Genomic DNA, 25,921 nt, shown 5'->3' with positions numbered 1-25,921 from the left:
CCATGGCCATCGACTTAGCCGAAAACGACCTGTTCATAGGTAAACGGGCCATCGCGACAATCTGCCCTTGCCGCCACCCGGACGCCCTACCAGAATCGGCTCACGACCACGCTCCCTGAACAAGGATAAGAGTCATGATGCACGCGGATCTGATTGACCAGGACGACCTGCTGGGACAACTCCGGGCCCTGGGTTTCGAAATGCCCGCAGGCGCCAGCGCCGAGCAGGCCTGCGAATGTGCGGTAAGGGGCTTGAGCGATGCACGGGCCAAGGCGCTCAAGGGCATGGTCGAGCAGATGCTCACCGGCAATGCGACCATCCTGCCTGCCGTACGCCAGGCCATCGACCGCCAACTGCTGCCGGCCCTGGCCGAGTACCAGCAGCAAAAACGCGCGTGAACGCCCCCGGGGCCCGGGCGGGTTGCTAAAGTGGGTTTCCTCCACAAACCACAGGCCCGCTCATGACCCCCATTGAACCTGGTTCATCCGCCAACGCTGGCGGGTGGCTGCAATTGCGCCAGGGCCTGTGGCCCGATTGCCCGCAGGATGAACACCAGGCCGAAATCCAGCAGATTCTGGCCGAGCCCCAGCGCTACGGCTGCTGGCTGGCCTGCACCGAGAACGGTGAGGCCGTGGGCCTGGCCGAGGCTGCATTGCGCCACGACTACGTCAACGGCACCGACAGCTCCCCCGTGGTCTTTCTTTAAGGCATCTATGTGGCCCCCGGGCATCGTCGCCAGGGCATTGCCCAGCGCCTGATCGAGCAGGTCGCCTATTGGGGGCAACAACAGGGATGCGTGGAAATGGCCTCGGACACCAGCCTCGACAACCTGGCCAGCCAGGATCTGCACCACGCGCTGGGTTTCGAGGAAACCGAGCGCGTGGTGTATTTCAAGAAACGCCTGTGACTACAGGCGCACGCTGGCGAAGGTCGATTCGTTGCGTGCCTGGCTCAGGGCCGACAATGGCCCGGACAGCGGCGCCAAAACCATGGCTTGCGGCAGCGGCATCATCGCCACCTGCTGGGTGGTGTTGGAACCGATGCGCTCGTCACGCGGTGGAATACCGAAGTACTCGCGGTAGCACTTGGAGAAGTGCGGCGTGGAGACAAAACCACAGACCGACGCCACTTCGATGATCGACATGGGAGTCTGCTTGAGCAGTTGCCGGGCGCGGATCAGCCGCAGCTTGAGGTAGTAGCGCGACGGCGAGCAATGCAGGTACTTCTGGAACAGCCGCTCCAGCTGTCGCCGGGACACGGCGACGTACACCGCCAGTTCGTCGAGGTCGATCGGCTCTTCGAGGTTGGCTTCCATCAGGGCGACGATTTCCTGCAGCTTGGGCTGGTTGGTGCCCAGCATGTGCTTGAGGGGTACGCGCTGGTGATCCTGCTCGTTGCGGATGCGCTCGTAGACGAACATTTCCGAGATCGCCGCCGACAGCTCGCGGCCATGATCGCGGCTGATCAGGTGCAGCATCATGTCCAGCGGCGCGGTGCCGCCGGAGCTGGTGAAGCGGTTGCGGTCGAGGGTGAACAGGCGGGTGCTCATGGCCACCCGGGGAAAGGCTTCCTGCATCGACGCCAGGCATTCCCAGTGCACGCTGCAATCGAAGCCGTCCAGCAGGCCGGCGCAGGCCAGGGCCCAGCTGCCGGTACACACCGCGCCCAGACGGCGCGACTGGCGGGCCTGGCTCTGCAGCCAGGACACATGTTCGCGGGTGACGGTGCGCTGGATGCCGATACCGCCGCAGACAATCACGGTATCGAGGCTGGGAGCTTTGTGCATCGCGGCATCGGGGGTGATCTGCAGACCGTCACTGGCCCAGACCTGGCCACCATCGACGCTGAGGGTGGTCCAGCGATACAGCTCGCGACCGGACAGTTGGTTGGCCATGCGCAGGGGTTCGACTGCGGAGGCCAGGGAAATCAGCGTGAAATTGTCCAGCAGCAGAAAGCCGATGGATTGAGGCGCACGGTTCTGGGGTTGGGCCCCGGAGTTGAACGACGTCATCGCGATATCTCCTCACACAAAGCTGGTGATGGCCTCAGGCGGAGGCTCTTTTTATGTGCCCTGTTCCTCAAGGGAGACGGGCTTGATATTCACAGAGCAATTGCCATGCCTAAAGTTGAATGGGCATTCAATAACTCCTGAAAACGACGTCGCGACGTGTCTACATAGCCCTTGTCAATGTGCGGATAAGAAGCGCCGCCGTCGGCGTGCGATGGCCAGGCCCAGAGAGCTGTGAGCAGTTAGGTAGCACTTGCGCGGCAGGCACTTCGCACAGGGGCGGGCGAGTGTCACTCAAAGCACAACCGGGCCACGGGCACGGGGGCTGCCCGGCCCGGTTGGCGACTTGTCTATTCACGACGCGCTAAAAGGTGGCGCGCCCCTGGGCATGTGAGCGATTTGTGCGCGCCGGCAATCAGCACTCCACGGCGCTGACCGCCAGGCCGCCACGGGAGGTTTCCTTGTATTTGTCGTGCATGTCGGCGCCGGTATCACGCATGGTGCGAATTACCCGGTCCAGGGAAATGAAATGCTGGCCATCGCCGCGCAAGGCCATTTGCGCGGCATTGATCGCCTTCACCGCGGCAATCGCGTTGCGCTCGATGCACGGCACCTGCACCAGCCCGCCCACCGGATCACAGGTCAGGCCGAGGTTGTGCTCCAGGCCGATCTCCGCGGCGTTGCACAACTGCTCCGGGGTCGCCCCGAGAATTTCCGCCAGCCCGGCCGCCGCCATGGCGCAGGCCGAACCCACCTCACCCTGGCAGCCGACTTCGGCACCGGAGATGGAGGCGTTCTTCTTGCACAGGATGCCGATGGCCGCCGCGCCGAGAAAGAAATCCACCACGTTGGCGTCGGTGACGTCTTCGCTGAACTTCATGAAGTAATGCAGCACCGCCGGAATGATCCCCGCCGCGCCGTTGGTGGGGGCGGTGACCATGCGTCCGCCGGCGGCGTTCTCTTCGTTCACCGCCAGGGCAAACAGGTTGACCCACTCCATGGCGCTGAGGGTGGAGCCGATCACATTGGGCTTGTTCAGTTCCTGCAGGCTACGGTGCAACTTGGCCGCGCGGCGACGCACATTGAGCCCGCCAGGCAGGATGCCCTCGTGCTTGAGCCCCTGCTCCACGCAGTCCTGCATGGCACGCCAGAGCGCCATCAGGCCGCTGCGGATTTCCTCTTCCGAACGCCAGACCTTCTCGTTGGCCAGCATCAGTTCGGCGACCCGCAGGTTGTGCTTCTGGCACAGGCCCAGCAGTTCCACCGCACTGGAAAAATCGTAAGGCAGCTCGCTGCGGTCCAGGTCCGCCACACCGCTGTCGGCCTGGGCCTGGTCGACGACAAAACCGCCGCCCACCGAATAGTAGGTATCGCGGTGCAGCTCACCCTCTTCGCCCGCGGCCACCAGGGTCATGGCGTTGGGATGGAATGGCAGGTTGCGGTCCACCAGCTGCATGTCCCGGGCCCAGATGAAAGGCACTGGCAGCCGCCCGTCCAGCAACAGGGTGTCGGTTTCCCGCAGCAGCTCGATGCGCGTGCCGATCAGCGACGGGTCGATCGCGTCCGGCCACTCCCCCATCAAGCCCATGATCACCGCGTTGTCGCTGCCATGGCCGATGCCGGTGGCGGACAGCGAACCGAAGAGCTGCACCTCGACCCGGCGTACCTGCTCCAGCAGTTGCCTTTCCTTTAATACCTGGACGAACAAAGCCGCTGCGCGCATGGGCCCGACCGTGTGGGAACTGGAGGGGCCGATGCCGATCTTGAACAGGTCGAAAACACTGATAGCCATTGCTGCGTAACTCCTGGTTGAGCACTGTCCGGGCGCCGGAAACGCCCTCTGACGGAGCTGCTACGCTCAAGCTGCAATCCGCCGAGAAGGGCGCATCATCAGGCTTTTGCCAAGGCCCACGACGTCTGACACCGACTCACTCATGCCCACTAACGCCGCCAGGCGCAACGCAGGGGTTTTGGGCGTTTTTTGCGGCTCAGTTGTAGGAAAAATCGCTCGAAAACACTGTAAGCGACCTCACCGACACTGGATGCGACCCTCCCTGTACTGGATACGACGCACCCTGTAGGCGACAGATTTTCACTGGTACATGATCAGTCTCGACTCGATTGCAAGGCACGGTGGTAGAGCTGTTCCCGACACACCAACCGCCACACTTATAAGCGCGGTCCAAACGCCGCCAAAAAAACATCCAGGAGTCCCCCCTATGAAAGGTTCCCCGTCGTTGTTGTTGGCCGCCATGCTGAGTCTGCCGCTTCTGGCACAAGCCGCAGAACCGGCACAATGCAGCACCGTAAACTTCTCCGATGTCGGCTGGACCGATATCACCGTGACCACCGCCACCACCAGCGTCGTGCTCAACGCCCTAGGCTACAAGACCAAGACCACCATGATTTCCGTGCCCGTGACCTACAAGTCCCTGGCCGACGGCAAGAACATGGACGTGTTCCTCGGCAACTGGATGCCGACCATGGAAAACGACATCAAGCCCTACCGCGACGCCGGGACCGTGGCCACCCTGCGGGCCAACCTGGAAAACGCCAAGTACACACTGGCGGTGCCCGAGTCGCTGTACGACAAGGGCCTGAAGGACTTCGCCGACATCGTCAAGTTCAAGAAGGAACTGGACGGCAAGATCTACGGCATCGAGCCGGGCAACGACGGCAACCGCACCATCCAGACCATGATCGACAAGAATGCCTTCGGCCTGAAGGACGCCGGCTTCAAGGTGGTGGAATCCAGCGAGGCAGGCATGCTGTCCCAGGTCGAGCGCGCACAGCGCCGTGACACCGCGGTGGTGTTCCTGGGCTGGGAACCGCACCCGATGAACACCCGTTTCAAGATGAAGTACCTGACCGGCGGCGACGAGTTCTTCGGCCCCAACTTCGGCCAGGCCACCATCTACACCAACACCCGCAAGGGCTATGCCGAAGAGTGCAGCAACGTCGGCCAGTTGCTGAAGAACCTGTCGTTCACCTTGAACATGGAAAGCACCCTGATGGGCAACGTGCTGGACGACAAGATGAAGCCTGAGGCGGCCGCCAAGGCCTGGCTGAAGCAGAACCCTCAGGTGCTCGATACCTGGCTCGCCGGCGTGACCACCATTGACGGTAAACCTGGCCTGGAGGCCGTGAAAGCCAAGCTTGCACAAGCTTCAAATTAAGTAGTGCGCTTACGCCGGGCGGGCTCGCCCGCCCGGGCTGTTTTTCCCTTGCATGCGGACGTTCAATACCATGCTCACTGATCAGAAAATCCCCCTGGGCCAGTACATCGCGGCTTTCGTCGAGTGGTTGACGAAGCACGGCGCCAGCACCTTCGACGCGATCGCTACCACCCTGGAAACCATGATCCACGGCGTGACGTTCGCGCTGACCTGGTTCAACCCCCTGGCCCTGATCGGCCTGATTGCCCTGCTGGCGCACCTGATCCAGCGCAAATGGGGCCTGACCGCCTTTGTCGTGCTGTCCTTCCTGCTGATCCTCAACCTGGGGTACTGGCAGGAAACCATGGAAACCCTGGCCCAGGTGCTGTTCGCCACCCTGGTCTGCGTGCTCATCGGCGTACCGCTGGGCATAGTCGCGGCGCACAAGCCGCTGTTCTACACCATGATGCGGCCGGTGCTGGACCTGATGCAGACCGTGCCCACCTTCGTCTACCTGATCCCGACCCTGACCCTGTTCGGCCTGGGGGTGGTGCCCGGCTTGATTTCCACGGTGGTGTTCGCCATCGCCGCGCCGATCCGCCTGACCTACCTGGGCATTCGCGATGTTCCACAAGAGTTGATGGACGCCGGCAAGGCCTTTGGCTGCTCGCGCCGTCAGTTGTTGTCGCGCATTGAACTGCCCCACGCCATGCCGAGCATCGCCGCCGGCATTACCCAATGCATCATGCTGTCGCTGTCGATGGTGGTGATCGCCGCCCTGGTGGGCGCCGATGGCCTGGGCAAGCCGGTGGTCAACGCCCTCAATACCGCGGATATCGCCCTGGGCTTCGAAGCCGGCCTGGCCATTGTGCTGCTGGCGATCATGCTCGACCGCATCTGCAAGCAACCTGAAGCCAAAGTAGGAGGTGACGCATGAGCATTATCCGCTTCGACAAGGTCGACGTGATTTTCTCCAAGGACCCGCGCGAGCCCCTCAAGCTGCTGGACCAGGGCATGACCCGCAACGAGATCCTGAAGAAGACCGGGCAGATCGTCGGCGTCGAGAATGCCAGCCTGGACATCGAGAAAGGCGAGATCTGCGTGCTGATGGGCCTCTCCGGTTCCGGCAAGTCGAGCCTGCTGCGCTGCATCAACGGCCTGAACACCGTGAGCCGCGGCAAGCTGTTCGTCGAGCATGAAGGCAAGCAGATCGACATCGCCTCCTGCAGCCCCGCCGAGCTGAAGATGATGCGCACCAAGCGCATCGCCATGGTGTTCCAAAAGTTCGCCCTGATGCCCTGGCTGACCGTGCGCGAAAACATCAGCTTCGGCCTGGAGATGCAGGGCCGCCCGGAAAAGGAACGGCGCAAGCTGGTGGACGAGAAGCTTGAGCTGGTGGGCCTGACCCAGTGGCGCAACAAGAAGCCCGACGAACTCTCAGGCGGCATGCAGCAGCGCGTGGGCCTGGCCCGTGCCCTGGCCATGGACGCCGATATCCTGCTGATGGACGAACCCTTCTCGGCCCTCGACCCGCTGATCCGCCAGGGCCTGCAGGACGAACTGCTGGAGCTGCAGCGCAAGCTGAGCAAGACCATCGTCTTCGTCAGCCACGACCTGGATGAGGCCCTGAAGCTGGGCAGCCGCATCGCCATCATGAAAGACGGACGGATCATCCAGTACAGCAACCCGGAAGAAATCGTGCTCAACCCGGCGGACGACTATGTACGGACTTTCGTTGCCCACACCAACCCACTGAACGTGCTGTGCGGGCGCAGCCTGATGCGCAGCCTGGACAACTGCAAGCGGGTCAACGGCTCGGTATGCCTGGACCCGGGCGGCGATTCCTGGCTCGACCTGGCCGAAGGCAACACCATCAAGGGCGCACGCCGCAACGGCTCGCAGCTGGACCTGCAGAACTGGGTTCCGGGGCAAGCCGTGGAAGAACTGGGCCGACGCCCGACCCTGGTAGACTCCAGCATCGGCATGCGCGATGCCCTGCAGATCCGCTACCAGACCGGCAACAAACTGGTGCTCCACGACAACCAGAAAGTGGTGGGCATCCTTGGCGACAGCGAGCTCTACCACGCGCTGCTCGGCAAGAACCTGGGTTAAGCAGCAGACACAAAAACGCCGCGAGCAATCGCGGCGTTTTGCTTTGACGACACACCCCCTTCTGCAGGAGCTGGCTTGCCAGCGAACAGGCCCTGAAGCCTTGCAGTGCCCTTGAGGACGTCTTCGCCGGCAAGCCGGCTCCTACAAGGATGGGGCCGTTTTCACTCAGCTATAGACACGGCCAAGGAGCTGCCGATGGCTTTCGAACTGATCGAGCACATCCCGGGTGATCTGCTCCTGGGTGAAGCCCATCAAGTCGTATTCCTGGCTGCCGTTGTGCAGATACACCTCGGCGCGGTAGAAACGGCTGCGCACTTCGCTGTCGGCCCCTTCCGGCTGGGTCGATTCGCTAGGCGTCGCCAGGTAGCCGTCCAGGCTCACTTCATAGACGAAGGGATTGCCTTCATCCATTTCCACGCGCAGGCCCAACAGGTTCTTCGACTTGCCCAGGTTGGTCTGCACTTCCAGGCTCAGGTTGCGCAACTGCGCCGCCGCTTCCTGCAAGGCCGGGCTGACGTGCTTGTCCATGTAGCGCTGCACCACCGACTGGGTCGGTTGCAGGTCCAGCTGGCTCAGGCGCTCGCTGAAACCGCGGCGGCCACGCTCGGCCAGTTGCGCCTGCTCCTGCTCGATCTGCACGTCCTGGCGCATGGCCTTGTGCAAACCGAACATGAAGCAGATCAGCACCACCGAGAACGGCAGGCCGGCCAGCACCACCATGGTCTGCATGGCTTCGAAGTTGCCGGCGAACAGCAGGCCGATGGTCACCAGGGTGATCACCACCGACCAGAAGATCCGCAGCCAGTGCGGGGCGTCTTCGTCGACGTTGCCGCCCTTGCACGAAAGGTTGGCCATCATCACCGCCCCGGAGTCGGCGGGGGTCAGGAACAGCACGAAGCCGACGAAGATCGACACACCGATGACAATCTTCGAGGCCGGGTAGTGCTCGAGCAGTTGGTAGATCGCCATGGACGGCTGTTCCAACGCCGTCTTGCCCAACTCCACGGCTCCCTGATTGACCACCAGATCCAGGGCCGAGTTACCGAAGATCGACAGCCAGGCCAGGGTGAAGCCCAGGGGAATCAACAGTACGCCGGCCACCAGTTCACGCACGGTGCGACCACGGGAAATACGCGCGATGAACATGCCTACAAATGGCGCCCAGGAAATCCACCAGGCCCAGTAGAACAGGGTCCACAGGCCCAGCCAGCGATCGGACTTGGCGCTGTCGCCCTCATACACATAGAGGTCGAAGGTCTTGAGCACTACACCGTTCAGGTAGTCGCCGATGTTCTGCACGAAGCCGTTGAGCAGGTGCAGGGTCGGGCCGAACAGCAGGACGAAGATCAGCAGGCCGCTGAACAGCACGATGTTCAGGTTGGACAGGCGGCGGATGCCGTTTTCCACGCCGGACACCGCGGCGATGGTGGCCACCGTGCTCATGACGATGATCACGATCAGCAGGTTGGTGTTGCTGTGCTCCATGCCGAACAGGTTTTCCAGGCCGGAAGACACCTGCATCGAACCAATCCCGAGGTTGGTCACCAGGCCCAGCAGGGTCACGAACATGCCGAAGCCGTCCACCGCGTGGCCGGCCGCGCCCTTGACCCAGCGCTCGCCCACCAGCGGGTACAACGCCGAACGCAGCGCCAGTGGCTGGTTATGCCGATAGGCGAAGTACGCCACCGCCAGGCCCACCAGGGCATAGATGGCCCAGCCGTGCAGGCCCCAGTGCAGGAACGTCAGCTGCAGCGCCTGGCGTGCGGCCAGGTTGCTGCCCGGTACGCCTTCCGGCGGGTTGAAGTAGTGGTCCAGGGGCTCGGAAGCACCGAAGTACAGCAGCGAGATGCCGATGCCGGAGGAAAACAGCATCCCCGCCCAGGCGCCGTAACTGAAGTCCGGGGTGTCCTGCTTGGTCCCCAGCTTGAGCTTGCCGTAGGAGGAGAACGCCAGGCCCACCACGAACACCAGGTAAGCGGCGATCACCACCATGTAGTACCAGCCGAAGCTGCGGGACAACCAGGCCTGGGCAATGCCCAGCAGTCGGCCGGCCTCTTGCGGGGCGATGATCAGAATGGCGGTCAACAACAGGATCAGCGCGGTGGAGGTGTAGAACACCCAACCGTTGACCCGCACCTTCTCCGGTGGGGTCTTTATAAGAGAGGCAGAACTCATTGCGCAGATGCTCCGGGCAGTGCGAGAGAAGGACACAAGGCAACACGGCACCCGACCAATCGGTTAGTTGGCAGCCGATCATCGGGTGTTATAAAGACACCCCGAAAACACCCGAAACCGCAAAAGCCGCGTTGCGCAACCGCATCCGGGGCCGGTGACGAACCTGCAGTTCGTCGCCTGGAACCCGGAGCGTCCTGCCCCTTCAACACGTGTGCTCTCTTGCCGGTCCACGCTATGCCGCGTGTAAGTTTCGGGCATTTTCGGAGGTCGTTTTTCCGCCATCTGCGAGCAGGAGAAACTCCCCAGGCAGCGACGATTTGTCGCAGATCTTATTCTTTGTTGATTGAACGTTCAATCAAAACAAAATAGACTGGCCCACAAGTCGACGGGCGTCATACGCCAATCGACAGGCCTAAGGAGAGGTATCAGATGCCCAAGGTCGGTATGCAACCCATACGCCGCCAGCAATTGATCGAAGCCACGCTGCAAGCGGTCGATCAGGTCGGAATGGGGGACGCCAGCATTGCGCTGATCGCCCGTTTGGCCGGTGTCTCGAACGGCATCATCAGTCACTACTTTCGGGACAAGAACGGCCTGATCGCAGCGACGATGGGTTACATCATGAGCATGCTCAACGAAGGCGTCAGAGCACGCCGCCAGGCCCTGACGGACGACAGCCCGCGCGCTCATCTGAAAGTGATCATCGAGGGCAACTTCGATGCCAGCCAGGTGAACGGCCCGGCAATGAAAACCTGGTTGGCCTTCTGGGCTTCCAGCATGCACCAGCCCGATTTGCACAGGTTGCAGCGGATCAACGACCACCGCTTGTATTCCAACCTGTGTTGCCAGTTCCGCCGTGCCCTGCCGCTCTACCATGCGCGCAAGGCAGCCCGCGGCCTGGCGGCCTTGATCGACGGTTTGTGGCTGCGTGGTGCCTTGTCGGGTGATGCATTCGACACCGACCAGGCGATACGGATCGCTTACGAATACATGGATCTACAACTGGCTAAGCAGGAGCGCTAGAGCACAAAAGAGACGCTCGGCCCCTGAACCGCCACTGATCAGCGCGCCCCGAACTTAGGGGCATGCCCGGTGGTCAAGCCCACTACTTAATGCACTTGCGAGGACACTATGGCCCGTTTCGAACTGCAAAAACTCTACATCGACGGCGGCTACACCGATGCCGGCAGCGACGCCACTTTCGATGCCATCAACCCGGCCAACGGTGAAGTTCTCGCACAAGTGCAGCGTGCGACCAAGGAAGACGTTGAACGCGCCGTGGTCAGCGCCGAGAAAGGCCAGAAGATCTGGGCCGCCATGACCGCCATGGAGCGTTCGCGCATCCTGCGCCGCGCCGTGGAAATCCTCCGCGAGCGCAACGACGAACTGGCCGCCCTGGAAACCCTGGACACCGGCAAGGCGTTCTCCGAAACCAAGTACGTGGACATCGTCACCGGCGCCGACGTGCTGGAATACTACGCAGGCCTGGTGCCAGCCATCGAAGGCGAGCAGATCCCGCTGCGCACCACTTCCTTCGTCTACACCCGTCGCGAGCCCCTGGGCGTAGTGGCTGGTATCGGCGCGTGGAACTACCCGATCCAGATCGCCCTGTGGAAATCCGCACCGGCCCTGGCGGCCGGTAACGCGATGATCTTCAAGCCGAGCGAAGTGACCTCGCTGACCACCCTGAAACTGGCCGAGATCTACACCGAAGCCGGCCTGCCGGATGGCGTGTTCAACGTCCTGACCGGCAGCGGCCGCGAAGTCGGCACCTGGCTGACCGAGCACCCGCGCATCGAGAAGGTCTCCTTCACCGGCGGCACCGACACTGGCAAGAAGGTCATGGCCAGCGCTTCCAGCTCCTCGCTGAAAGACGTGACCATGGAACTGGGCGGCAAGTCGCCACTGATCATCTTCGACGACGCCGACCTGGATCGCGCCGCCGACACCGCCATGATGGCCAACTTCTACAGCTCCGGTCAGGTCTGCACCAACGGCACTCGCGTGTTCGTGCCGAGCCACCTGAAAGCCGCTTTCGAAGCCAAGATCGCCGAGCGCGTTGCACGCATCCGCATCGGCAACCCGGAAGACGAAAACACCAACTTCGGCCCGCTGGTCAGCTTCCCGCACATGGAAAGCGTGCTGGGCTACATCGCCAAGGGTAAAGAAGAAGGTGCCCGCGTACTGTGCGGCGGCGAGCGCCTGACCGACGGCGAATTCGCCAAGGGCGCCTTCGTTGCACCGACCGTGTTCACCGACTGCACCGACGACATGACCATCGTCCGTGAAGAAATCTTCGGCCCGGTCATGGCGATCCTGACCTACGAAACCGAAGAAGAAGTGATCCGCCGCGCCAACGACACCGACTTCGGCCTGGCTGCCGGCCTGGTCACCAAGGATCTGAACCGCGCTCACCGCGTGATTCATCAGCTCGAAGCCGGTATCTGCTGGATCAACGCCTGGGGCGAGTCCGACGCCAAGATGCCGGTTGGCGGCTACAAGCAGTCGGGCGTGGGCCGTGAGAACGGCATCAGCTCGCTGAACAACTTCACCCGCATCAAGTCGGTGCAGGTCGAGCTGGGCGACTACGCCTCGGTGTTCTAAGCAGCCGCTAGCAGCCAGCTACAAGCGGCAAGCCAGGGCAACAGCCTGGCTTGCCGCCTGCTCCTCATTCAACGCCAAGCCCGCTTCGCTGCCTTTTCCCGCAGCTTGAAGCTTGAGGCTTGCAGCTCTCCACGGAGGCTCCAATGGCCCAAGAATTCGATTACATCATCATCGGTGCCGGCTCTGCCGGTAACACCCTGGCGACCCGTCTGACTGAAGACGAAGGCGTCACCGTCCTGCTGCTGGAAGCCGGCGGCCCGGACTACCGTTTCGACTTCCGCACCCAGATGCCGGCGGCACTGGCGTTCCCCCTGCAAGGCCGTCGCTACAACTGGGCCTACGAGACCGATCCAGAGCCACACATGAACGGTCGTCGCATGGAGTGCGGTCGCGGCAAGGGCCTGGGCGGCTCGTCGCTGATCAACGGCATGTGCTACATCCGCGGCAACGCCATGGACTACGACGGCTGGGCCAAGCTGCCAGGCCTGGAAGACTGGACCTACCTGGATTGCCTGCCGTATTTCCGCAAGGCGGAAACCCGTGACATCGGCCCCAACGACTACCACGGCGGCGAAGGCCCGGTCAGCGTGACCACGCCCAAGGCCGGCAACAACCCGTTGTTCCACGCCATGGTCGAAGCCGGCGTGCAGGCCGGTTACCCGCGTACCGAAGACCTGAACGGCTACCAGCAGGAAGGCTTCGGCCCGATGGACCGTACCGTCACCCCTAAAGGTCGTCGCGCCAGCACCGCCCGCGGTTACCTGGACACCGCGAAAAAGCGTTCGACCCTGACCATCGTCACCCACGCCCTGACCGACAAGATCCTCTTCGAAGGCAAGCGCGCCGTGGGCGTGAGCTACCTGCAAGGCAGCACTGAAGAGCGCGTGGAAGCCCGTGCGCGCAAGGAAGTCATCGTCAGCTCCGGCGCCATCGCGTCGCCGCAATTGCTGCAACGTTCCGGCGTAGGCCCCCGCGCCCTCCTGGAAAGCCTGGACATCCCGGTGGTTCACGACCTGCCGGGCGTGGGCGAGAACCTTCAGGACCACCTGGAACTGTACCTGCAGTACGCCTGCACCCAGCCGGTGTCGCTGTATCCATCGCTGCTGTGGTGGAACCAGCCGGCCATCGGTGCCGAGTGGCTGTTCAACGGCACCGGCATCGGCGCCAGCAACCAGTTCGAAGCCGGCGGTTTCATCCGTACCCGCGAAGAGTTCGAATGGCCGAATATCCAGTACCACTTCCTGCCGGTGGCGATTAACTACAACGGCAGCAATGGTGTGAAAGAGCACGGCTTCCAGGCGCACATGGGCTCCATGCGCTCGCCGAGCCGTGGCCGCGTGCAGCTCAAGTCCAAGGACCCGCGCCAGCACCCGAGCATCCTCTTCAACTACATGGCCACCGAGCAGGACTGGCAGGAATTCCGCGACGGCATCCGCCTGACCCGTGAAATCATGCAGCAGCCGGCCCTGGACCCTTTCCGCGGCCGCGAGATCAGCCCGGGCATCGAGGTGCAGACCGACGAGCAACTGGACAAGTTCGTCCGCGAGCACGCCGAGACCGCCTTCCACCCATCCTGCTCGTGCAAGATGGGCACCGACGACATGGCTGTAGTGGATGGCCAGGGTCGCGTGCATGGCATGCAAGGCCTGCGCGTGGTGGATGCCTCGATCATGCCGATCATCACCACCGGCAACCTCAACGCGCCGACGATCATGATGGCCGAGAAAATCGCCGACAAGATCCGTGGCCGCCAGCCACTGCCACGCAGCACCGCGGCCTACTACGTAGCCGGTGAAGCCCCGGTACGTGGCAAGCCGATGCGCGATGTGACTCCCGCCGCGCAGTAAGCCTGACGGGCGCCGACCGCAAGGGTCGGCGCCCTTTTTCTCTTCCCTTCACTCCCTCAGAACTACTTCCTTGATCGCAGCCTTCGGCAGCGGCTACAGTTCTGCAACTTGCACATCCCCTTTCGCCCCCGCGCCCATCAGCACCTATACCTGTAGGAACCGCCGGGCGGTGTTCCGTTTGCTGGCGAAACGCGTCGACCCGCTATCGCGCCTCACAAGGAGGTCCTCCATGTTCGACTTTCACCCCCAGCTCAAGCAGCGCTTCGCTGCCTTGCGCACGGGCGCCGAATTCTTTTCCCTGCGTTATGTCCGCGAATCGGACCAGTACCTGTCGGTGCGCAAGAACGTCGCCGAGCCGCCGAGCCTGGGCCGAGACGAAGGGGCGATGCTGACCGTGCGGGTGCGCGGCGTGGAAGCCTACGCTGCCACCAACGACCTGTCGCAAAGCGGCCTGCAGGCCGCCCTTGACCGCGCCGAGCAGCAGGCCCGGGTCATCGCCGCCCATGCCCTGCTGGACCTGCGTGAGCAACCGGTCTCCAGCCACCGCGCGGACTATTTCTCGCCCAACCTGGAGCAGCCCTTCCCCTCCCTCAGCGACTGCTATCAGCTGCTGGGCGATGAGTCGGCCTCGGTGCCCAAGGATGAACGCCTGGTGAACTGGCAGGTGGGCATCGGCGTGACCCAGGTCGAACAGATCTACCTCAACAGCGCCGGCGCCGAGCTGCGCCAGGCCCAGCGTTTCGTCTACCCGGGCCTGGACGTGACCGCCTACGACGGCAGCGACAGCCAGACCCGCAGCCTCGGCCGGGAGAACTTCGGCCAGCAGGGCGCCGGCGATGTGATCAGCCGCTGCGGCCTGCTGGGGGCCGCACCGCGGGTCGCCGACCAGGCCCTGCAACTGCTGCTGGCGCCCAATACACCCCAGGGCCCGCGGGACCTGCTGCTGATGCCGGACCAGATGATGCTGCAGATCCACGAATCCATCGGCCATCCCCTGGAGCTGGACCGCATTCTCGGCGACGAGCGCAATTACGCCGGCACCAGCTTCGTCAAACAGCAGGATTTCGGCCGCCTGCAATACGGCTCCTCGCTGCTCAACGTGACTTTCGACCCGCAGATCCCCGAGGAACTGGCCAGCTACAGTCACGACGACGACGGCACCGCGGCCAGCAAGCAGTTCCTGATTCGCGAGGGCCTGCTGGTACGCCCCCTGGGCAGCGCCCTGTCGCAATACCGCAGCGGCCTCGACGGCGTCGCCAACAGCCGCGCCAGCAGTTGGAACCGTGCACCGATCGACCGCATGGCCAACCTCAACATCGAGCCCGGCGACCAGCCCCTGGAGCAACTGATCGGGCACATCGAGCACGGCATCCTGATGTCCACCAACCGTTCCTGGTCCATCGACGATGCGCGCAACAAGTTCCAGTTCGGCTGCGAATGGGGCCAGTTGATCGAGAACGGCGAACTCCGCGGCGTGGTCAAGAACCCCAACTACCGGGGGATTTCCGCGCAGTTCTGGCGCAACCTCAGCGCGGTCGGCGACCGCAGCACCTTCCAGGTGCTGGGCACACCCAACTGCGGCAAGGGCGAGCCCAACCAGGTGATTCGCGTCGGCCATGCTTCGCCGGCCTGCGTATTCAGCAAGATTGATGTATTTGGAGGAGACGCCTGATGACCAGGACAGCCGATCAGGCCCAGCCATTCAAGGCCTTGGTGCAGTGGCTCAAAGACGCACTGCGCGAGACCGAGCAGTTCACCCTGAGCTACGCCGCCGAAGCCTCGGAGTTCATTCGCTTCAACCACGCCAAGGTGCGCCAGGCCGGGCAGGTGCAACAGGCCAGCGTGCATTTCAAGCTGATCGACAATGGCCGCCACGCCGACCTCAGCATCACCCTGAGCAATGACCCCGAGGTGGATCGCCAGCGCCTGGCCGATGGCCTGCAACAACTGCGCGAGACCCTGCCGCTGCTGCCGGCCGACCCGTACCTGATGCTCAACCACACCCATTGGCAAAGCCATCACGTGCAGGACCAGCCGCTGCCCGGCAGTGAGCAGGTGGTGGAAGAAATCGGTCGCGCCGGCGCCGGCCTGGACTTGGTGGGCATCTACGCTGCCGGCCCCATCAGCCGTGGCTTCGCCAGTTCCGGTGGGGCCTTCGGCTGGCACCAGGCCAACAGCTTCAACTTCGATTTCAGCCTGTTCCACGAAAACGGCGAGGCGGTGAAGGCCAGCTACGCCGGGCACGCCTGGGACAGCCAGGCCTTCGCCCTGCGCTTCCAGCAGGCCCGGGAACAACTGGAATTCCTTGGCCGGCCACTGCGCACCCTGGCGCCCGGGCAGTACCGGGCCTACCTGGCGCCGGCAGCCCTGGAGGAGATCATGGGCATGCTGGCCTGGGGCGGCTTCTCGGCCCAGTCGATCGCCAGCAAGCACAGCCCGTTGCAGAAGCTCTATGCCGGTGATGCCGCGCTGAACCCGCTGGTGTCGCTCGACGAACAGGTCAGTGGCTCCCTGAGCCCGGCGTTTTCCGACGAAGGCTACCCGCGCAGCGACCTGTCACTGATCGCCGCGGGCAGCGCCAATGCCCAACTGATCAACTCCCGCAGCGCCGCCGAATACGGCCTGACCACCAATGGTGCCGGCAGCGGCGAGTACCCCAGCGCGCTGAACATGGCCGCGGGGCAGTTGTCCCAGCAGGAGATCCTCAAACAACTGGGCACCGGGCTGTACATCAGCAACCTGTGGTACCTGAACTACTCGGACCTGCCGGCGGCGCGCCTGACCGGCATGACCCGCTTCGCCACCTTCTGGGTGGAGAACGGCGAGATCCAGGCGCCGGTGAGCACTATGCGCTTCGATGACAGCGTCTACAGCCTGCTGGGCTCGCAGCTGGAGGCCCTGACCGAGCAACGCGAGCTGCTGCTGTCGGCCAGTACCTACGGCCAGCGCCAGACCGCTTCGATGCACTTGCCCGGAGCGCTGGTCAGCCGCCTGACCCTGACCCTGTAGAAACCGCCCTCAAACCTGAACTCACCCAGAGGTCCCATGCCCGAACGCGCGCCACTCGATGCCACCACCGCCCGCTGGCTGCCCTGGGTGGTGGCCATCGCCTTCTTCATGCAGTCCCTGGACGGCACCATCCTCAATACCGCCCTGCCGGCCATGGCCCAGGACCTGGCGGAAAACCCGCTGCGCATGCAGGGGGTGATCATCGCCTACATGCTCACTGTGGCCCTCTTGATCCCGGCCTCGGGCTGGATCGCCGACCGCTTCGGCACCAAGCGGATCTTCTTCGGCGCCATCTTGCTGTTCAGCATCGGTTCCCTGCTCTGCGCCCTGTCCAACACCCTGACCCAGCTGATTGGCGCCCGGGTGATCCAGGGCCTGGGCGGTGCGCTGATGCTGCCGGTGGGACGGCTGGTGGTGCTGCGTGCCTACCCGCGTTCGGAACTGGTGCGGATCATGGGCTTCATCACCATTCCCGGGCTTCTGGGGCCGCTGATCGGCCCGACCATGGGCGGCTGGATGGTGCAGTACCTGACCTGGCACTGGATCTTCCTGATCAACCTGCCGGTAGGCGCCGTTGGCTGCTATGCGGTGTGGCGTTTCATTCCCGACCTGCGCGGCAGCGAGCGCACACGCTTCGACAGCCTGGGCTTTGTGCTGTTCGGCGCGGCGATGGTGCTGATCACCATCGCCATGGAAGGCCTGGGGGAACTGCACCTGCCGCACTTGCGGGTGATGTTGCTGCTGTTCGGCGGGCTGGCCTGCCTGGCGGCCTACTGGCTGCGGGCCGTGCACACCGACAACCCGCTGTTCGCCCCGTCACTGTTCAAGGTCAGGACCTTTGCCGTGGGCATTCTGGGCAACCTGTTCGCCCGCCTGGGCAGCGGCGCCCTGCCGTTCCTGGTGCCCCTGCTGCTGCAAGTGGCCCTGGGCTATTCACCGTCCCAGGCGGGGATGAGCATGCTGCCCCTGGCGGCCGCGGCAATGCTGGCCAAATCCATCGCCCGGCCACTGATCGAGCGCCTGGGCTACCGCATCGTGCTCACCGGCAACACCCTGGCCCTGGGCATCATGCTGGCCAGCATGGGGCTGGTCAGCGAACAGACGCCCTACCCGCTGCTGCTGGGCATGCTGGCGGTTCTGGGGGCGATCAACTCGCTGCAGTTCACGGCGATGAACACCGTTACCCTGATCGACCTCGACGATGCCGCCGCCAGCAGCGGCAACAGCCTGCTGTCGGTGGTGGCGCAACTGTCCCTGAGCCTTGGGGTAGCCTGTGCCGGCGCGCTGCTGGGCGGCTTTACCGCTGAGTTGGGCAACGATGGCGTGGACACCGTGCTCGGCGCCTTCCAACTGACCTTCCTCACGGTAGGCATCATGGCGATGCTGGCGGCGGCGATCTTCCTCCAGCTGTCGCCCACCGATGGCCGGCGCGCGCGCAAGCTCGAGGAGCAGCACATCGAACACTGAACCCACGCACCTCACCCCGTAGAAGCAGGCTTGCCGGCGAAGAGGCCCCCGAGCCCTACGCCAACCTCGCGGCCGCTTTCGCTGGCAAGCCAGCGCCTACACAAAACCGCCCCTGCAAGGCTGCTCGTCCAGAATTTGCAGGTTGTGGGAGCGGGACTGATACACTGCGCGACATTTTGTTTTGCAGGCCAGTCCCGTGACCACCATTGCCACCGCTTTTAATACTTTGCCCCTGTCTCCCGCCATGCTGGCTAACCTCGACTCCCTCGGTTATGCCCAGATGACGCCGATCCAGGCGCAGAGCTTACCGGTGATCCTCAAGGGCATGGACCTGATCGCCCAGGCCAAGACCGGCAGCGGCAAGACCGCGGCCTTTGGCATCGGCCTGCTGAACCCGATCAACCCGCGCTACTTCGGCTGCCAGGCCCTGGTGATCTGCCCGACTCGCGAGCTGGCCGACCAGGTGGCCAAGGAAGTGCGCCGGCTGGCTCGCGCCGAAGACAACATCAAGGTCCTGACCCTGTGCGGCGGCGTGTCGTTCGGGCCACAGATCGCCTCCCTGGAGCACGGTGCGCATATCATCGTCGGCACCCCAGGGCGTATCCAGCAGCATCTGCGCAAGGGTTCGCTGGTGCTCGACGGCCTGAACACGCTGGTGCTCGACGAAGCCGACCGCATGCTCGACATGGGCTTCTACGACGCCATCGAAGACATCATCGAAAAGACCCCGTCGCGCCGCCAGACCCTGCTGTTCTCCGCCACGTATCCGGTGGGCATCAAGCAACTGGCGTCGAAATTCATGCGCGATCCGCAAACGGTGAAAGCCGAAGCGTTCCACGACGATACGCAGATCGAGCAGCGCTTCTACGAGATTTCACCGGAAGAGCGCATGAGCGCAGTGACCAAAGTCCTGCACCACTTCCGCCCGGCCTCCTGTGTGGCGTTCTGCTTCACCAAGCAGCAAGTGCAGGAAACCGTCGATCACCTGACCGCCAAAGGCATCTCCGCCGTCGGCCTGCACGGCGACCTGGAGCAGCGTGACCGCGATCAGGTGCTGGCGATGTTTGCCAACCGCAGCACATCGGTACTGGTCGCCACCGACGTCGCCGCCCGTGGTCTGGACATCGATGCGCTGGACATGGTGATCAACGTCGAGCTGGCCCGCGATTCGGAAATCCACATTCACCGCGTTGGCCGTACCGGTCGCGCTGGCGAGAAAGGCATCGCGGTCAGCCTCGTCGCACCGTCCGAAGCCCATCGCGCGCAAGCCATCGAACAACTGCAGAAAGCCCCGTTGAACTGGGATCAGGTCGATAACCTCAAGTCCCAGGGCGGCGCCCCGCTGCAGCCACCGATGAGCACGTTGTGCATCGCCGGCGGGCGCAAGGACAAGGTACGTCCGGGGGATATTCTCGGCGCACTGACCGGCGACGCCGGCATCCCGGGCGCCCAGGTCGGCAAGATCGCGATCTTCGACTTCCAGTCGTATGTGGCGGTTGAACGCACCGTGGTCATGCAGGCGCTGCAGCGCCTGAACAACGGCAAGATCAAGGGCCGTTCGCTGCGCGTGCGCGTCCTCTAACCCCACCGTCCCTGTAGGAGCGAGCAAGCTCGCTCCTACAGAATTTTGTGCGAGGACACCGTTTTGCGTTCTACCGAAGTCGTGATCATTGGCGCCGGCGCCGCCGGCCTGATGTGCGCCCTGACCGCGGCCGGCCGGGGCCGCCAGGTGTTGCTGCTGGACCACGCCAACAAGGCCGGCAAGAAAATCCTGATGTCCGGCGGTGGCCGCTGTAATTTCACCAACATGTACACCGAACCGGCCAACTTCCTGTCGCAGAACCCGCATTTCTGCAAATCGGCCCTGGCGCGCTACACCCAGTGGGATTTCATCGGCCTGGTGGCCAAGCACGGCGTGCCCTACCACGAGAAGAAACTCGGCCAGCTGTTCTGCGATAACAAGTCCAGCGACATCCTCGGCATGCTGCTCGACGAGTGCGATCAGGTCGGCGTGGAGCTGCGCCTGGACACCTCGATCCAGACCATCGAAAAGGTCGAAAGCGGCTACCTGCTCGACACCACCCTCGGCCAGGTTCAGTGCCAATCGCTGGTGATCGCCACCGGCGGGCTGTCGATCCCGACGCTGGGCGCCACCGGCTTCGGTTATCAGGTGGCCAAACAGTTCGGCCACGAACTGCTGCCGACCCGTGCCGGCCTGGTGCCGTTCACCATCACCGACCAGCTCAAGGAACTGTGCAGCGAGCTGTCGGGGACCTCGGTGGATTGCCTGGTGAGCTGCAACGACCAGAGCTTTCGCGAGAACATCCTGTTCACCCACCGCGGCCTCAGCGGCCCGGCGATCCTGCAGATTTCCTCCTACTGGCAGCCCGGCGACAGCGTCGAGATCAACCTGCTGCCGGACCACGACGCCCTGGGCTGGCTGCAACAGCAGCAGGCCGAGCGCCCCAACAGCGAGCTCAAGACCCTCCTGGGGGAGATTTTCACCAAGAAGATGGCCGGCCTGCTGGCCGACCACTGGTTCGTCTCCAAGCCGATGAAGCAGTACACCCCGGCGGAGCTGGCGGAAGTGGCGCAGAAACTCGGCAGCTGGCAACTGGTACCGGCGGGCACCGAGGGCTACCGCACCGCCGAAGTGACCCTGGGCGGCGTCGACACCCGGGAAGTTTCGTCCAAGACCATGGAATCGCTGAAGAGCCCGGGGCTGTATTTCATCGGTGAAGTGCTGGACGTCACCGGCCACTTGGGCGGCTTCAACTTCCAGTGGGCCTGGGCCTCGGGCTACGCGGCGGCGCAGTACGTCTGAGCCTGTGGCCAGGGCGCCGTAGGAAAGAGGAACAGATTTTGCTCAAGGATGTGACGACGGCATTGCGCCGTCGTCAATACTGGCTCAATTTAGCTGCATCGCCCCGGAAGGCCTGCCCTACTCCATGTCCTCGACCTCTTTTCGCCAATCCCTGCGCCGCCTCTGGGCGCTGGATAAATTCAGCTACAGCGTGCGGGTGTTCATCGCCCTGACCGGCAGCATGGCGCTGTGCTGGTATCAGGATGAAATGGCCCTGCTGATCCCGCTGTTCCTCGGCATCATCGCCAGCGCCCTGGCGGAAACCGATGACAGCTGGCAAGGCCGGCTCAATTCCCTGGCCGTGACCCTGGTGTGCTTCAGCATTGCCGCGCTGTCGGTGGAACTGCTGTTCCCCTACCCCTGGATCTTCGCCATCGCCCTGGCCCTGGCCAGCTTCGGCCTGACCATGCTGGGGGCGCTGGGCGAACGCTATGGCGCCATCGCCTCGGCGACCCTGATCCTCTCGGTCTACACCATGATCGGCGTCGACCAGCGCGGCGGCGCGGTGATCGATTTCTGGCACGAGCCGCTGCTGCTGGTGGCCGGCGCCACCTGGTACGGCCTGCTGTCGGTGCTGTGGCAAGCGCTGTTTTCCAACCAGCCGGTGCAGCAGAGCCTGGCCCGGCTGTTTCGCGAACTGGGTTACTACCTCAAGCTCAAGTCCTCGCTGTTCGAGCCCATCCGCCAGCTGGACGTGGAGGCCCGGCGCCTGGAACTGGCCAAGCAGAACGGCAAGGTGGTGGCGGCCCTCAACGTCGCCAAGGAAATCATCCTGCACCGGGTGGGCAACGGCCGGCCGGGGTCGAAGGTCAGCCGCTACCTGAAGCTGTACTTCCTGGCCCAGGACATTCACGAGCGTGCCAGCTCTTCCCACTACCCGTACAACGCCCTGACCGAGGCGTTTTTCCACAGCGACGTGCTGTTCCGCTGCCAGCGCCTGCTGCGCCAGCAGGGCAAGGCCTGCCGTGCCCTGGCCGAATCCATCCAGTTGCGCCAGCCGTTCGTCTATGACGCCACCTTCGCCGAGGCCCTGGGCGACCTGCACGCTTCCCTGGAACACCTGCGGATCCAGAGCAACCCGGCCTGGCGCGGGCTGTTGCGCTCATTGCGAGCCCTGGCGGCCAACCTCGGCACCCTCGACCGCCTGCTCAGCGACGCCAGCAACCCCGACGCCCTGGCGGACGCCACCGACAGCAGCCTGCTGGACCGTTCGCCACGCAACTTCAAGGATGTCTGGACCCGCCTGCGCACCCAGCTGACGCCAACCTCGCTGCTGTTCCGCCATGCCCTGCGCCTGCCCCTGGCGCTGAGCATCGGCTACGGCATGGTGCATTTGATCCACCCTTCCCAGGGTTACTGGATCATCCTCACCACCCTGTTCGTCTGCCAGCCCAACTACGGCGCTACCCGGCGCAAGCTGGGCCAGCGGATCATCGGCACCGCTATCGGCCTGACCATTGCCTGGGCGCTGTTCGACCTGTTCCCCAGCCCCTTGGTGCAGTCGCTGTTCGCCATTGCCGCCGGGGTGGTGTTCTTCACCAACCGCACCACCCGCTACACCCTGGCCACGGCGGCCATCACCCTGATGGTGCTGTTCTGCTTCAACCAGGTGGGCGACGGTTATGGGCTGTTCCTGCCGCGGCTGTTCGATACGCTGCTGGGCAGCCTGATCGCCGGGCTGGCGGTGTTCCTGTTCCTGCCGGACTGGCAGGGCCGGCGCCTGAACAAGGTGCTGGCCAACACCCTGACCTGCAACAGCATCTACCTGCGCCAGATCATGCAGCAGTACGCCGCCGGCAAGAGCGACGACCTGGCCTACCGCCTGGCCCGGCGCAACGCCCACAACGCCGACGCCGCGCTGTCCACCACCCTGGCCAACATGCTCATGGAACCCGGGCATTTCCGTAAGGAAGCGGACGTGGGCTTCCGCTTCCTGGTGCTGTCCCACACCTTGCTCAGCTACCTCTCGGGCCTGGGCGCACACCGCGAAACCCGGCTGCCGGACGAGGTTCGCGAGCACTTGATCGAAGGCGCCGGGGTCAGCCTGGCGGCCAGCATCGACGAGATTGCCCAGGGTCTGGCCAACAAGACCCCGATCGATATCCAGAGCGATGCCGAAGAAGCCCTGGCCAATGAGCTGGAGCAAATGCCCGACGAGGTCGACGAAGGCCAGCGCCTGGTGCAGACCCAACTGGCGCTGATCTGCCGTCAGCTGGGCCCGTTGCGGACCCTGGCGGCGCATCTGATCAAGGACACCAGCGACAACGCAAAACCGTAGGAGCCGGCTTGCCGGCGAAAGGGGCCGCAAGACTCATGCACGGTCCGGAGTCGCTTTCGCTGGCAAGCCAGCTCCTGCACCTTCGGTTACATGCCGTGCTGGCGCAGCAGGCGGTCGTAGCTGCCGTCAGCTTTCATGGCAGCGATTTCCTTGTCGAACCTGGCCACGATCTGCGCATGCTCGGGGTTCTTCAGGCTGACCAGGATATGCAGGCTGTTCTCGCTCAGGGGCTTGGGCAGGAACTCCACCGCATTGCGTACCCGCGGTGACTCCCGGGCCAAGTAGTAGCGGGCCACGTATTCGTCCTCCAGGGTCAGCTTGACCCGATCCGCCGCCAGCATGCGCACCGCCATGGCGAAGTTGTGCACCGGCACCTTCTGCAGGTCGGGGTCATTGTCGAATTCGGGGGAATAGGCGTAGCCACGCACCACTGCCACCGGGTACTCATGCAGCTGCTTGAGGTTGCTGTATTCCAGCGGCGCGTCCTTGCGCTTGATGAAGCGCACGCGGTTGACCATGTATTCCGCGGAGAACTGCCCCAACTGGGTGCGCTCTTCGTTGTACCAGGCATTCACCAGCACGTCGTAGCGCCCCTCGCCGATGCCCAGCAGGGCCCGGGCCCAGGGCACCTGCTCGAATTCGCTGGAATAGCCGGCGCGGGACAGGGCGGTGCTGACAATGTCGGTGGCCACGCCGCCATTGACCAGGGTCGCGTCGGTAAAGGGTGGCCAGGCATCGGCGACCAGCCGCAGCCTTTCGGCAAAAGCGCTCTGGCCCAGCAACAGCAATCCGATCAAAGCCAAAGCTCGATGCAGTCGCAGCATGCTAATAGATCCTTAGCGGGCCCTGGGCCCAGCGCGTTCCAGCCCATACTCCAGGGTCGCGGCCTGTGCGGCACAGGTCGGCCCAGCTCCTAACATTAGCTCATCAGAACCCATGCACAGGTCTTGAAAACAGATTACACAAAGAAGACAAATACCAGTGATCTCAGTAGTGGCATTTTGACCCATCTCACAGAAACAATTTCTGCGTGACAACCGGCAAGACATCCCGTGGCGATGTGCTTACTATTTCGCGCAGCACTCAATACAGGATATGAAGATGACCATCGAATGGGTCTGCAAACACCACACCGACCTGGGCAAGGAACAGTTGTACGCGATTCTGCAATTGCGCACCGAAGTCTTCGTGGTGGAACAGAAATGCCCTTATCAGGAAGTCGACGGCCGCGACCTTGAAGGCGATACCTGCCACCTGATGGCCTGGGACGGCGACCGGTTGCTGGCCTACCTGCGCCTGCTGGACCCGACTTCCCAGGGCGGCGACGTGGTCATCGGCCGCGTGGTCATCGCTGAACAGGCCCGTGGCCAGGGCCTGGGCCACACCCTGATGGAGCAGGCGCTGAAGCAGGCCGAGCGGCACTGGCCGCAAACGCCGATCTACCTCTCGGCCCAGGCTCATCTGCAGGCCTATTACGGCCGCTACGGTTTCGTGGTGGCGGGCGAAGCATACCTGGAGGACGGTATTCCTCACATCGGCATGCGTCGCTCCTGAGCCTCAGGGATAGCCCAGCACGGCCTTGATCTGCCGCAGGTTGGGCTCGATCCAGCCCTTGTCGATGGCGCCCCAGTTGTGGATCCGGTAACGCCCGGCATGGTTGCGCGCGCCGTCCTGCTGCTCGAACTCGCAGAGGATGTCCAGGTCCGCCAGGGCCGCGATGGTGTCCTGGGCGGTGCGCCGCGGCATGCCGGTGACCTCGGTCAGCGCCGGCACGCTGCTGGCCAGGCCGCTGTCGATCAGGTACGCCACATACAGGCGGCGGTAGAAACTGCTCTTGGTCTTGCTCACATCCATCGCCCACTCCTTGCCTTCAGGGGTTAATCCGGCGCTCCCGCCTTGCCTTGCAGGTCGCGCCAGGTCAGGTAGACCCGCAGGTCGAACTCCAGCTGGTGATAGCCCGGCAGCATATGCTCGCAGAGCTTGTAGAACGCCTTGTTGTGATCCGATTCCTTGAAGTGGGCCAGCTCGTGCACCACGATCATCCGCAGGAATTCCGGCGCCGCCTCCTTGAACAGCGAAGCGATGCGGATCTCTTTCTTGGCCTTGAGCTTGCCGCCCTGCACCCGGGAAACCGTGGTATGCAGGCCCAGGGCACGGTGGGTCAGGTCCAGACGGTTGTCGAACAGCACCTTGTCGATGGCCGGCGCATTGCGCAGGTATTCCTGCTTGAGCTCCAGAGCGTAGCTGTACAGCGCCTTGTCGCTCTGTACGGCGTGCCGGCCCGGGTAACGCTGGCTCAGGTAGTCGCCCAGGCGCTGTTCATCGATCAACTGGCGCACTTGCTGCTGCAAGGCAACGGGATAGGCCTGGAGGTATTTGAGTGCGGTCATGAAGGGGCAACGC

Annotated in this window: 20 protein-coding genes and 1 pseudogene; 15 read left to right on the top strand and 6 right to left on the bottom strand. The window is 63.6% G+C overall.

Translation table 11 applies throughout. From position 1 onward, the window contains the following. The first annotated feature begins 134 nt into the window (after positions 1-134). Positions 135-398, top strand: coding sequence for a hypothetical protein (locus ACUXVH_RS03160; RefSeq protein WP_015637320.1), 264 nt, complete (start codon positions 135-137; stop codon positions 396-398). 62 nt (positions 399-460) lie between these two features. Beyond that, positions 461-907 (top strand): annotated as a pseudogene (aac(6'), locus tag ACUXVH_RS03155) (aminoglycoside 6'-N-acetyltransferase). On the opposite strand, the gene ACUXVH_RS03150 reads toward aac(6'), so the two are convergent. Together ACUXVH_RS03150 and ACUXVH_RS03145 are read right to left on the bottom strand one after the other, a co-directional pair. Further along, positions 908-2,011, bottom strand: coding sequence for a choline metabolism transcriptional regulator GbdR (locus tag ACUXVH_RS03150; RefSeq protein ID WP_011063935.1), 1,104 nt, complete (start codon positions 2,009-2,011; stop codon positions 908-910). It abuts the pseudogene before it with no gap. Between the two features lie 412 nt (positions 2,012-2,423). After that, on the bottom strand, positions 2,424-3,800 hold the full coding sequence (locus ACUXVH_RS03145; RefSeq protein WP_011063936.1) for an L-serine ammonia-lyase: 1,377 nt from the start codon (positions 3,798-3,800) through the stop codon (positions 2,424-2,426). Positions 3,801-4,227: 427 nt separating this feature from the next. On the opposite strand from ACUXVH_RS03145, the gene ACUXVH_RS03140 reads away from it, so the two are divergent. The 3 genes from ACUXVH_RS03140 to choV all read left to right on the top strand — a co-directional run bounded on the left by ACUXVH_RS03140 (position 4,228) and on the right by choV (position 7,275). Further along, positions 4,228-5,184, top strand: a complete 957-nt coding sequence (locus ACUXVH_RS03140) for a choline ABC transporter substrate-binding protein (protein ID WP_011063937.1) — start codon at positions 4,228-4,230, stop codon at positions 5,182-5,184. A gap of 70 nt (positions 5,185-5,254) precedes the next feature. Further along, positions 5,255-6,100, top strand: coding sequence for a choline ABC transporter permease subunit (gene choW, locus ACUXVH_RS03135; RefSeq protein WP_019095263.1), 846 nt, complete (start codon positions 5,255-5,257; stop codon positions 6,098-6,100). Next, positions 6,097-7,275 carry a choline ABC transporter ATP-binding protein gene (gene choV / locus ACUXVH_RS03130; protein ID WP_011063939.1) on the top strand — a complete coding sequence of 393 codons (1,179 nt, stop codon included), beginning with the start codon at positions 6,097-6,099 and terminating at the stop codon, positions 7,273-7,275. The genes choW and choV overlap by 4 nt, the downstream gene beginning before the upstream one ends. A 165-nt stretch (positions 7,276-7,440) precedes the next feature. Here the strand turns inward: choV and ACUXVH_RS03125 are convergent, their stop codons facing one another. After that, a complete protein-coding gene (locus ACUXVH_RS03125; protein ID WP_225368821.1) occupies positions 7,441-9,393 on the bottom strand; it encodes a BCCT family transporter in 1,953 nt (650 codons plus the stop codon). 486 nt (positions 9,394-9,879) lie between these two features. On the opposite strand from ACUXVH_RS03125, the gene betI reads away from it, so the two are divergent. From betI to yccS, 9 genes are all read left to right on the top strand, one after another. Continuing rightward, positions 9,880-10,473, top strand: a complete 594-nt coding sequence (betI, locus tag ACUXVH_RS03120; protein ID WP_011063941.1) for a transcriptional regulator BetI — start codon at positions 9,880-9,882, stop codon at positions 10,471-10,473. A gap of 108 nt (positions 10,474-10,581) precedes the next feature. Next, entirely contained in the window at positions 10,582-12,054 is a 1,473-nt protein-coding gene (gene betB, locus ACUXVH_RS03115; protein ID WP_011063942.1) for a betaine-aldehyde dehydrogenase, read from the top strand. Positions 12,055-12,197: 143 nt separating this feature from the next. Continuing rightward, positions 12,198-13,901, top strand: coding sequence for a choline dehydrogenase (betA, locus tag ACUXVH_RS03110; RefSeq protein WP_041120189.1), 1,704 nt, complete (start codon positions 12,198-12,200; stop codon positions 13,899-13,901). A 229-nt stretch (positions 13,902-14,130) separates the two neighbouring features. Next, entirely contained in the window at positions 14,131-15,573 is a 1,443-nt protein-coding gene (locus ACUXVH_RS03105; protein WP_053154306.1) for a TldD/PmbA family protein, read from the top strand. Next, the gene (locus ACUXVH_RS03100) at positions 15,573-16,910 is read left to right on the top strand and encodes a TldD/PmbA family protein (RefSeq protein ID WP_053154309.1); all 1,338 of its coding nucleotides are present in this window, start codon (positions 15,573-15,575) and stop codon (positions 16,908-16,910) included. The genes ACUXVH_RS03105 and ACUXVH_RS03100 overlap by 1 nt, the downstream gene beginning before the upstream one ends. Before the next feature lie 36 nt (positions 16,911-16,946). Continuing rightward, positions 16,947-18,377 (top strand): multidrug transporter subunit MdtD, encoded by a 1,431-nt coding sequence (gene mdtD, locus ACUXVH_RS03095; protein ID WP_015637327.1) that lies wholly within the window; start codon positions 16,947-16,949, stop codon positions 18,375-18,377. Between the two features lie 244 nt (positions 18,378-18,621). Further along, positions 18,622-19,959 (top strand): ATP-dependent RNA helicase DbpA, encoded by a 1,338-nt coding sequence (gene dbpA / locus ACUXVH_RS03090; RefSeq protein WP_230493580.1) that lies wholly within the window; start codon positions 18,622-18,624, stop codon positions 19,957-19,959. Positions 19,960-20,022: 63 nt separating this feature from the next. Next, on the top strand, positions 20,023-21,201 hold the full coding sequence (locus ACUXVH_RS03085) for an NAD(P)/FAD-dependent oxidoreductase (protein ID WP_445493883.1): 1,179 nt from the start codon (positions 20,023-20,025) through the stop codon (positions 21,199-21,201). Between the two features lie 124 nt (positions 21,202-21,325). Then, the gene (yccS, locus tag ACUXVH_RS03080) at positions 21,326-23,518 is read left to right on the top strand and encodes a YccS family putative transporter (protein ID WP_445493881.1); all 2,193 of its coding nucleotides are present in this window, start codon (positions 21,326-21,328) and stop codon (positions 23,516-23,518) included. 86 nt (positions 23,519-23,604) lie between these two features. Here the strand turns inward: yccS and ACUXVH_RS03075 are convergent, their stop codons facing one another. After that, entirely contained in the window at positions 23,605-24,342 is a 738-nt protein-coding gene (locus ACUXVH_RS03075; protein ID WP_011063950.1) for a substrate-binding periplasmic protein, read from the bottom strand. Between the two features lie 277 nt (positions 24,343-24,619). Between ACUXVH_RS03075 and ACUXVH_RS03070 the strand changes: the two genes are divergently transcribed. Then, positions 24,620-25,072 (top strand): GNAT family N-acetyltransferase, encoded by a 453-nt coding sequence (locus ACUXVH_RS03070; protein WP_011063951.1) that lies wholly within the window; start codon positions 24,620-24,622, stop codon positions 25,070-25,072. A gap of 3 nt (positions 25,073-25,075) precedes the next feature. Here ACUXVH_RS03070 and ACUXVH_RS03065 read toward each other — a convergent pair whose 3' ends face one another. Beyond that, entirely contained in the window at positions 25,076-25,372 is a 297-nt protein-coding gene (locus tag ACUXVH_RS03065; RefSeq protein WP_011063952.1) for a winged helix-turn-helix domain-containing protein, read from the bottom strand. A gap of 23 nt (positions 25,373-25,395) precedes the next feature. After that, entirely contained in the window at positions 25,396-25,908 is a 513-nt protein-coding gene (locus ACUXVH_RS03060; protein WP_011063953.1) for a M48 metallopeptidase family protein, read from the bottom strand. Between the last annotated feature and the right edge of the window lie 13 nt (positions 25,909-25,921).

It is taken from the genome of Pseudomonas sp. 8(2025) (genome assembly GCF_052665325.1).
Note: the sequence above shows the minus strand (reverse complement) of the source record. Positions and strands in the feature narration are given on the sequence as shown.

What these genes read in the sequence shown, in the direction of transcription:
- ACUXVH_RS03105 (WP_053154306.1), top strand. Translation starts at nt 14,131, where the DNA reads ATGTTCGACTTTCACCCCCAGCTCAAGCAGCGCTTCGCTGCCTTGCGC.
- choV (WP_011063939.1), top strand. Translation starts at nt 6,097, where the DNA reads ATGAGCATTATCCGCTTCGACAAGGTCGACGTGATTTTCTCCAAGGAC.
- betI (WP_011063941.1), top strand. Translation starts at nt 9,880, where the DNA reads ATGCCCAAGGTCGGTATGCAACCCATACGCCGCCAGCAATTGATCGAA.
- betA (WP_041120189.1), top strand. Translation starts at nt 12,198, where the DNA reads ATGGCCCAAGAATTCGATTACATCATCATCGGTGCCGGCTCTGCCGGT.
- betB (WP_011063942.1), top strand. Translation starts at nt 10,582, where the DNA reads ATGGCCCGTTTCGAACTGCAAAAACTCTACATCGACGGCGGCTACACC.
- ACUXVH_RS03140 (WP_011063937.1), top strand. Translation starts at nt 4,228, where the DNA reads ATGAAAGGTTCCCCGTCGTTGTTGTTGGCCGCCATGCTGAGTCTGCCG.
- ACUXVH_RS03160 (WP_015637320.1), top strand. Translation starts at nt 135, where the DNA reads ATGATGCACGCGGATCTGATTGACCAGGACGACCTGCTGGGACAACTC.
- ACUXVH_RS03065 (WP_011063952.1), bottom strand. Translation starts at nt 25,372, where the DNA reads ATGGATGTGAGCAAGACCAAGAGCAGTTTCTACCGCCGCCTGTATGTG.
- mdtD (WP_015637327.1), top strand. Translation starts at nt 16,947, where the DNA reads ATGCCCGAACGCGCGCCACTCGATGCCACCACCGCCCGCTGGCTGCCC.
- ACUXVH_RS03145 (WP_011063936.1), bottom strand. Translation starts at nt 3,800, where the DNA reads ATGGCTATCAGTGTTTTCGACCTGTTCAAGATCGGCATCGGCCCCTCC.
- ACUXVH_RS03075 (WP_011063950.1), bottom strand. Translation starts at nt 24,342, where the DNA reads ATGCTGCGACTGCATCGAGCTTTGGCTTTGATCGGATTGCTGTTGCTG.
- ACUXVH_RS03060 (WP_011063953.1), bottom strand. Translation starts at nt 25,908, where the DNA reads ATGACCGCACTCAAATACCTCCAGGCCTATCCCGTTGCCTTGCAGCAG.
- ACUXVH_RS03100 (WP_053154309.1), top strand. Translation starts at nt 15,573, where the DNA reads ATGACCAGGACAGCCGATCAGGCCCAGCCATTCAAGGCCTTGGTGCAG.
- dbpA (WP_230493580.1), top strand. Translation starts at nt 18,622, where the DNA reads ATGCTGGCTAACCTCGACTCCCTCGGTTATGCCCAGATGACGCCGATC.
- yccS (WP_445493881.1), top strand. Translation starts at nt 21,326, where the DNA reads ATGTCCTCGACCTCTTTTCGCCAATCCCTGCGCCGCCTCTGGGCGCTG.
- ACUXVH_RS03150 (WP_011063935.1), bottom strand. Translation starts at nt 2,011, where the DNA reads ATGACGTCGTTCAACTCCGGGGCCCAACCCCAGAACCGTGCGCCTCAA.
- ACUXVH_RS03070 (WP_011063951.1), top strand. Translation starts at nt 24,620, where the DNA reads ATGACCATCGAATGGGTCTGCAAACACCACACCGACCTGGGCAAGGAA.
- choW (WP_019095263.1), top strand. Translation starts at nt 5,255, where the DNA reads ATGCTCACTGATCAGAAAATCCCCCTGGGCCAGTACATCGCGGCTTTC.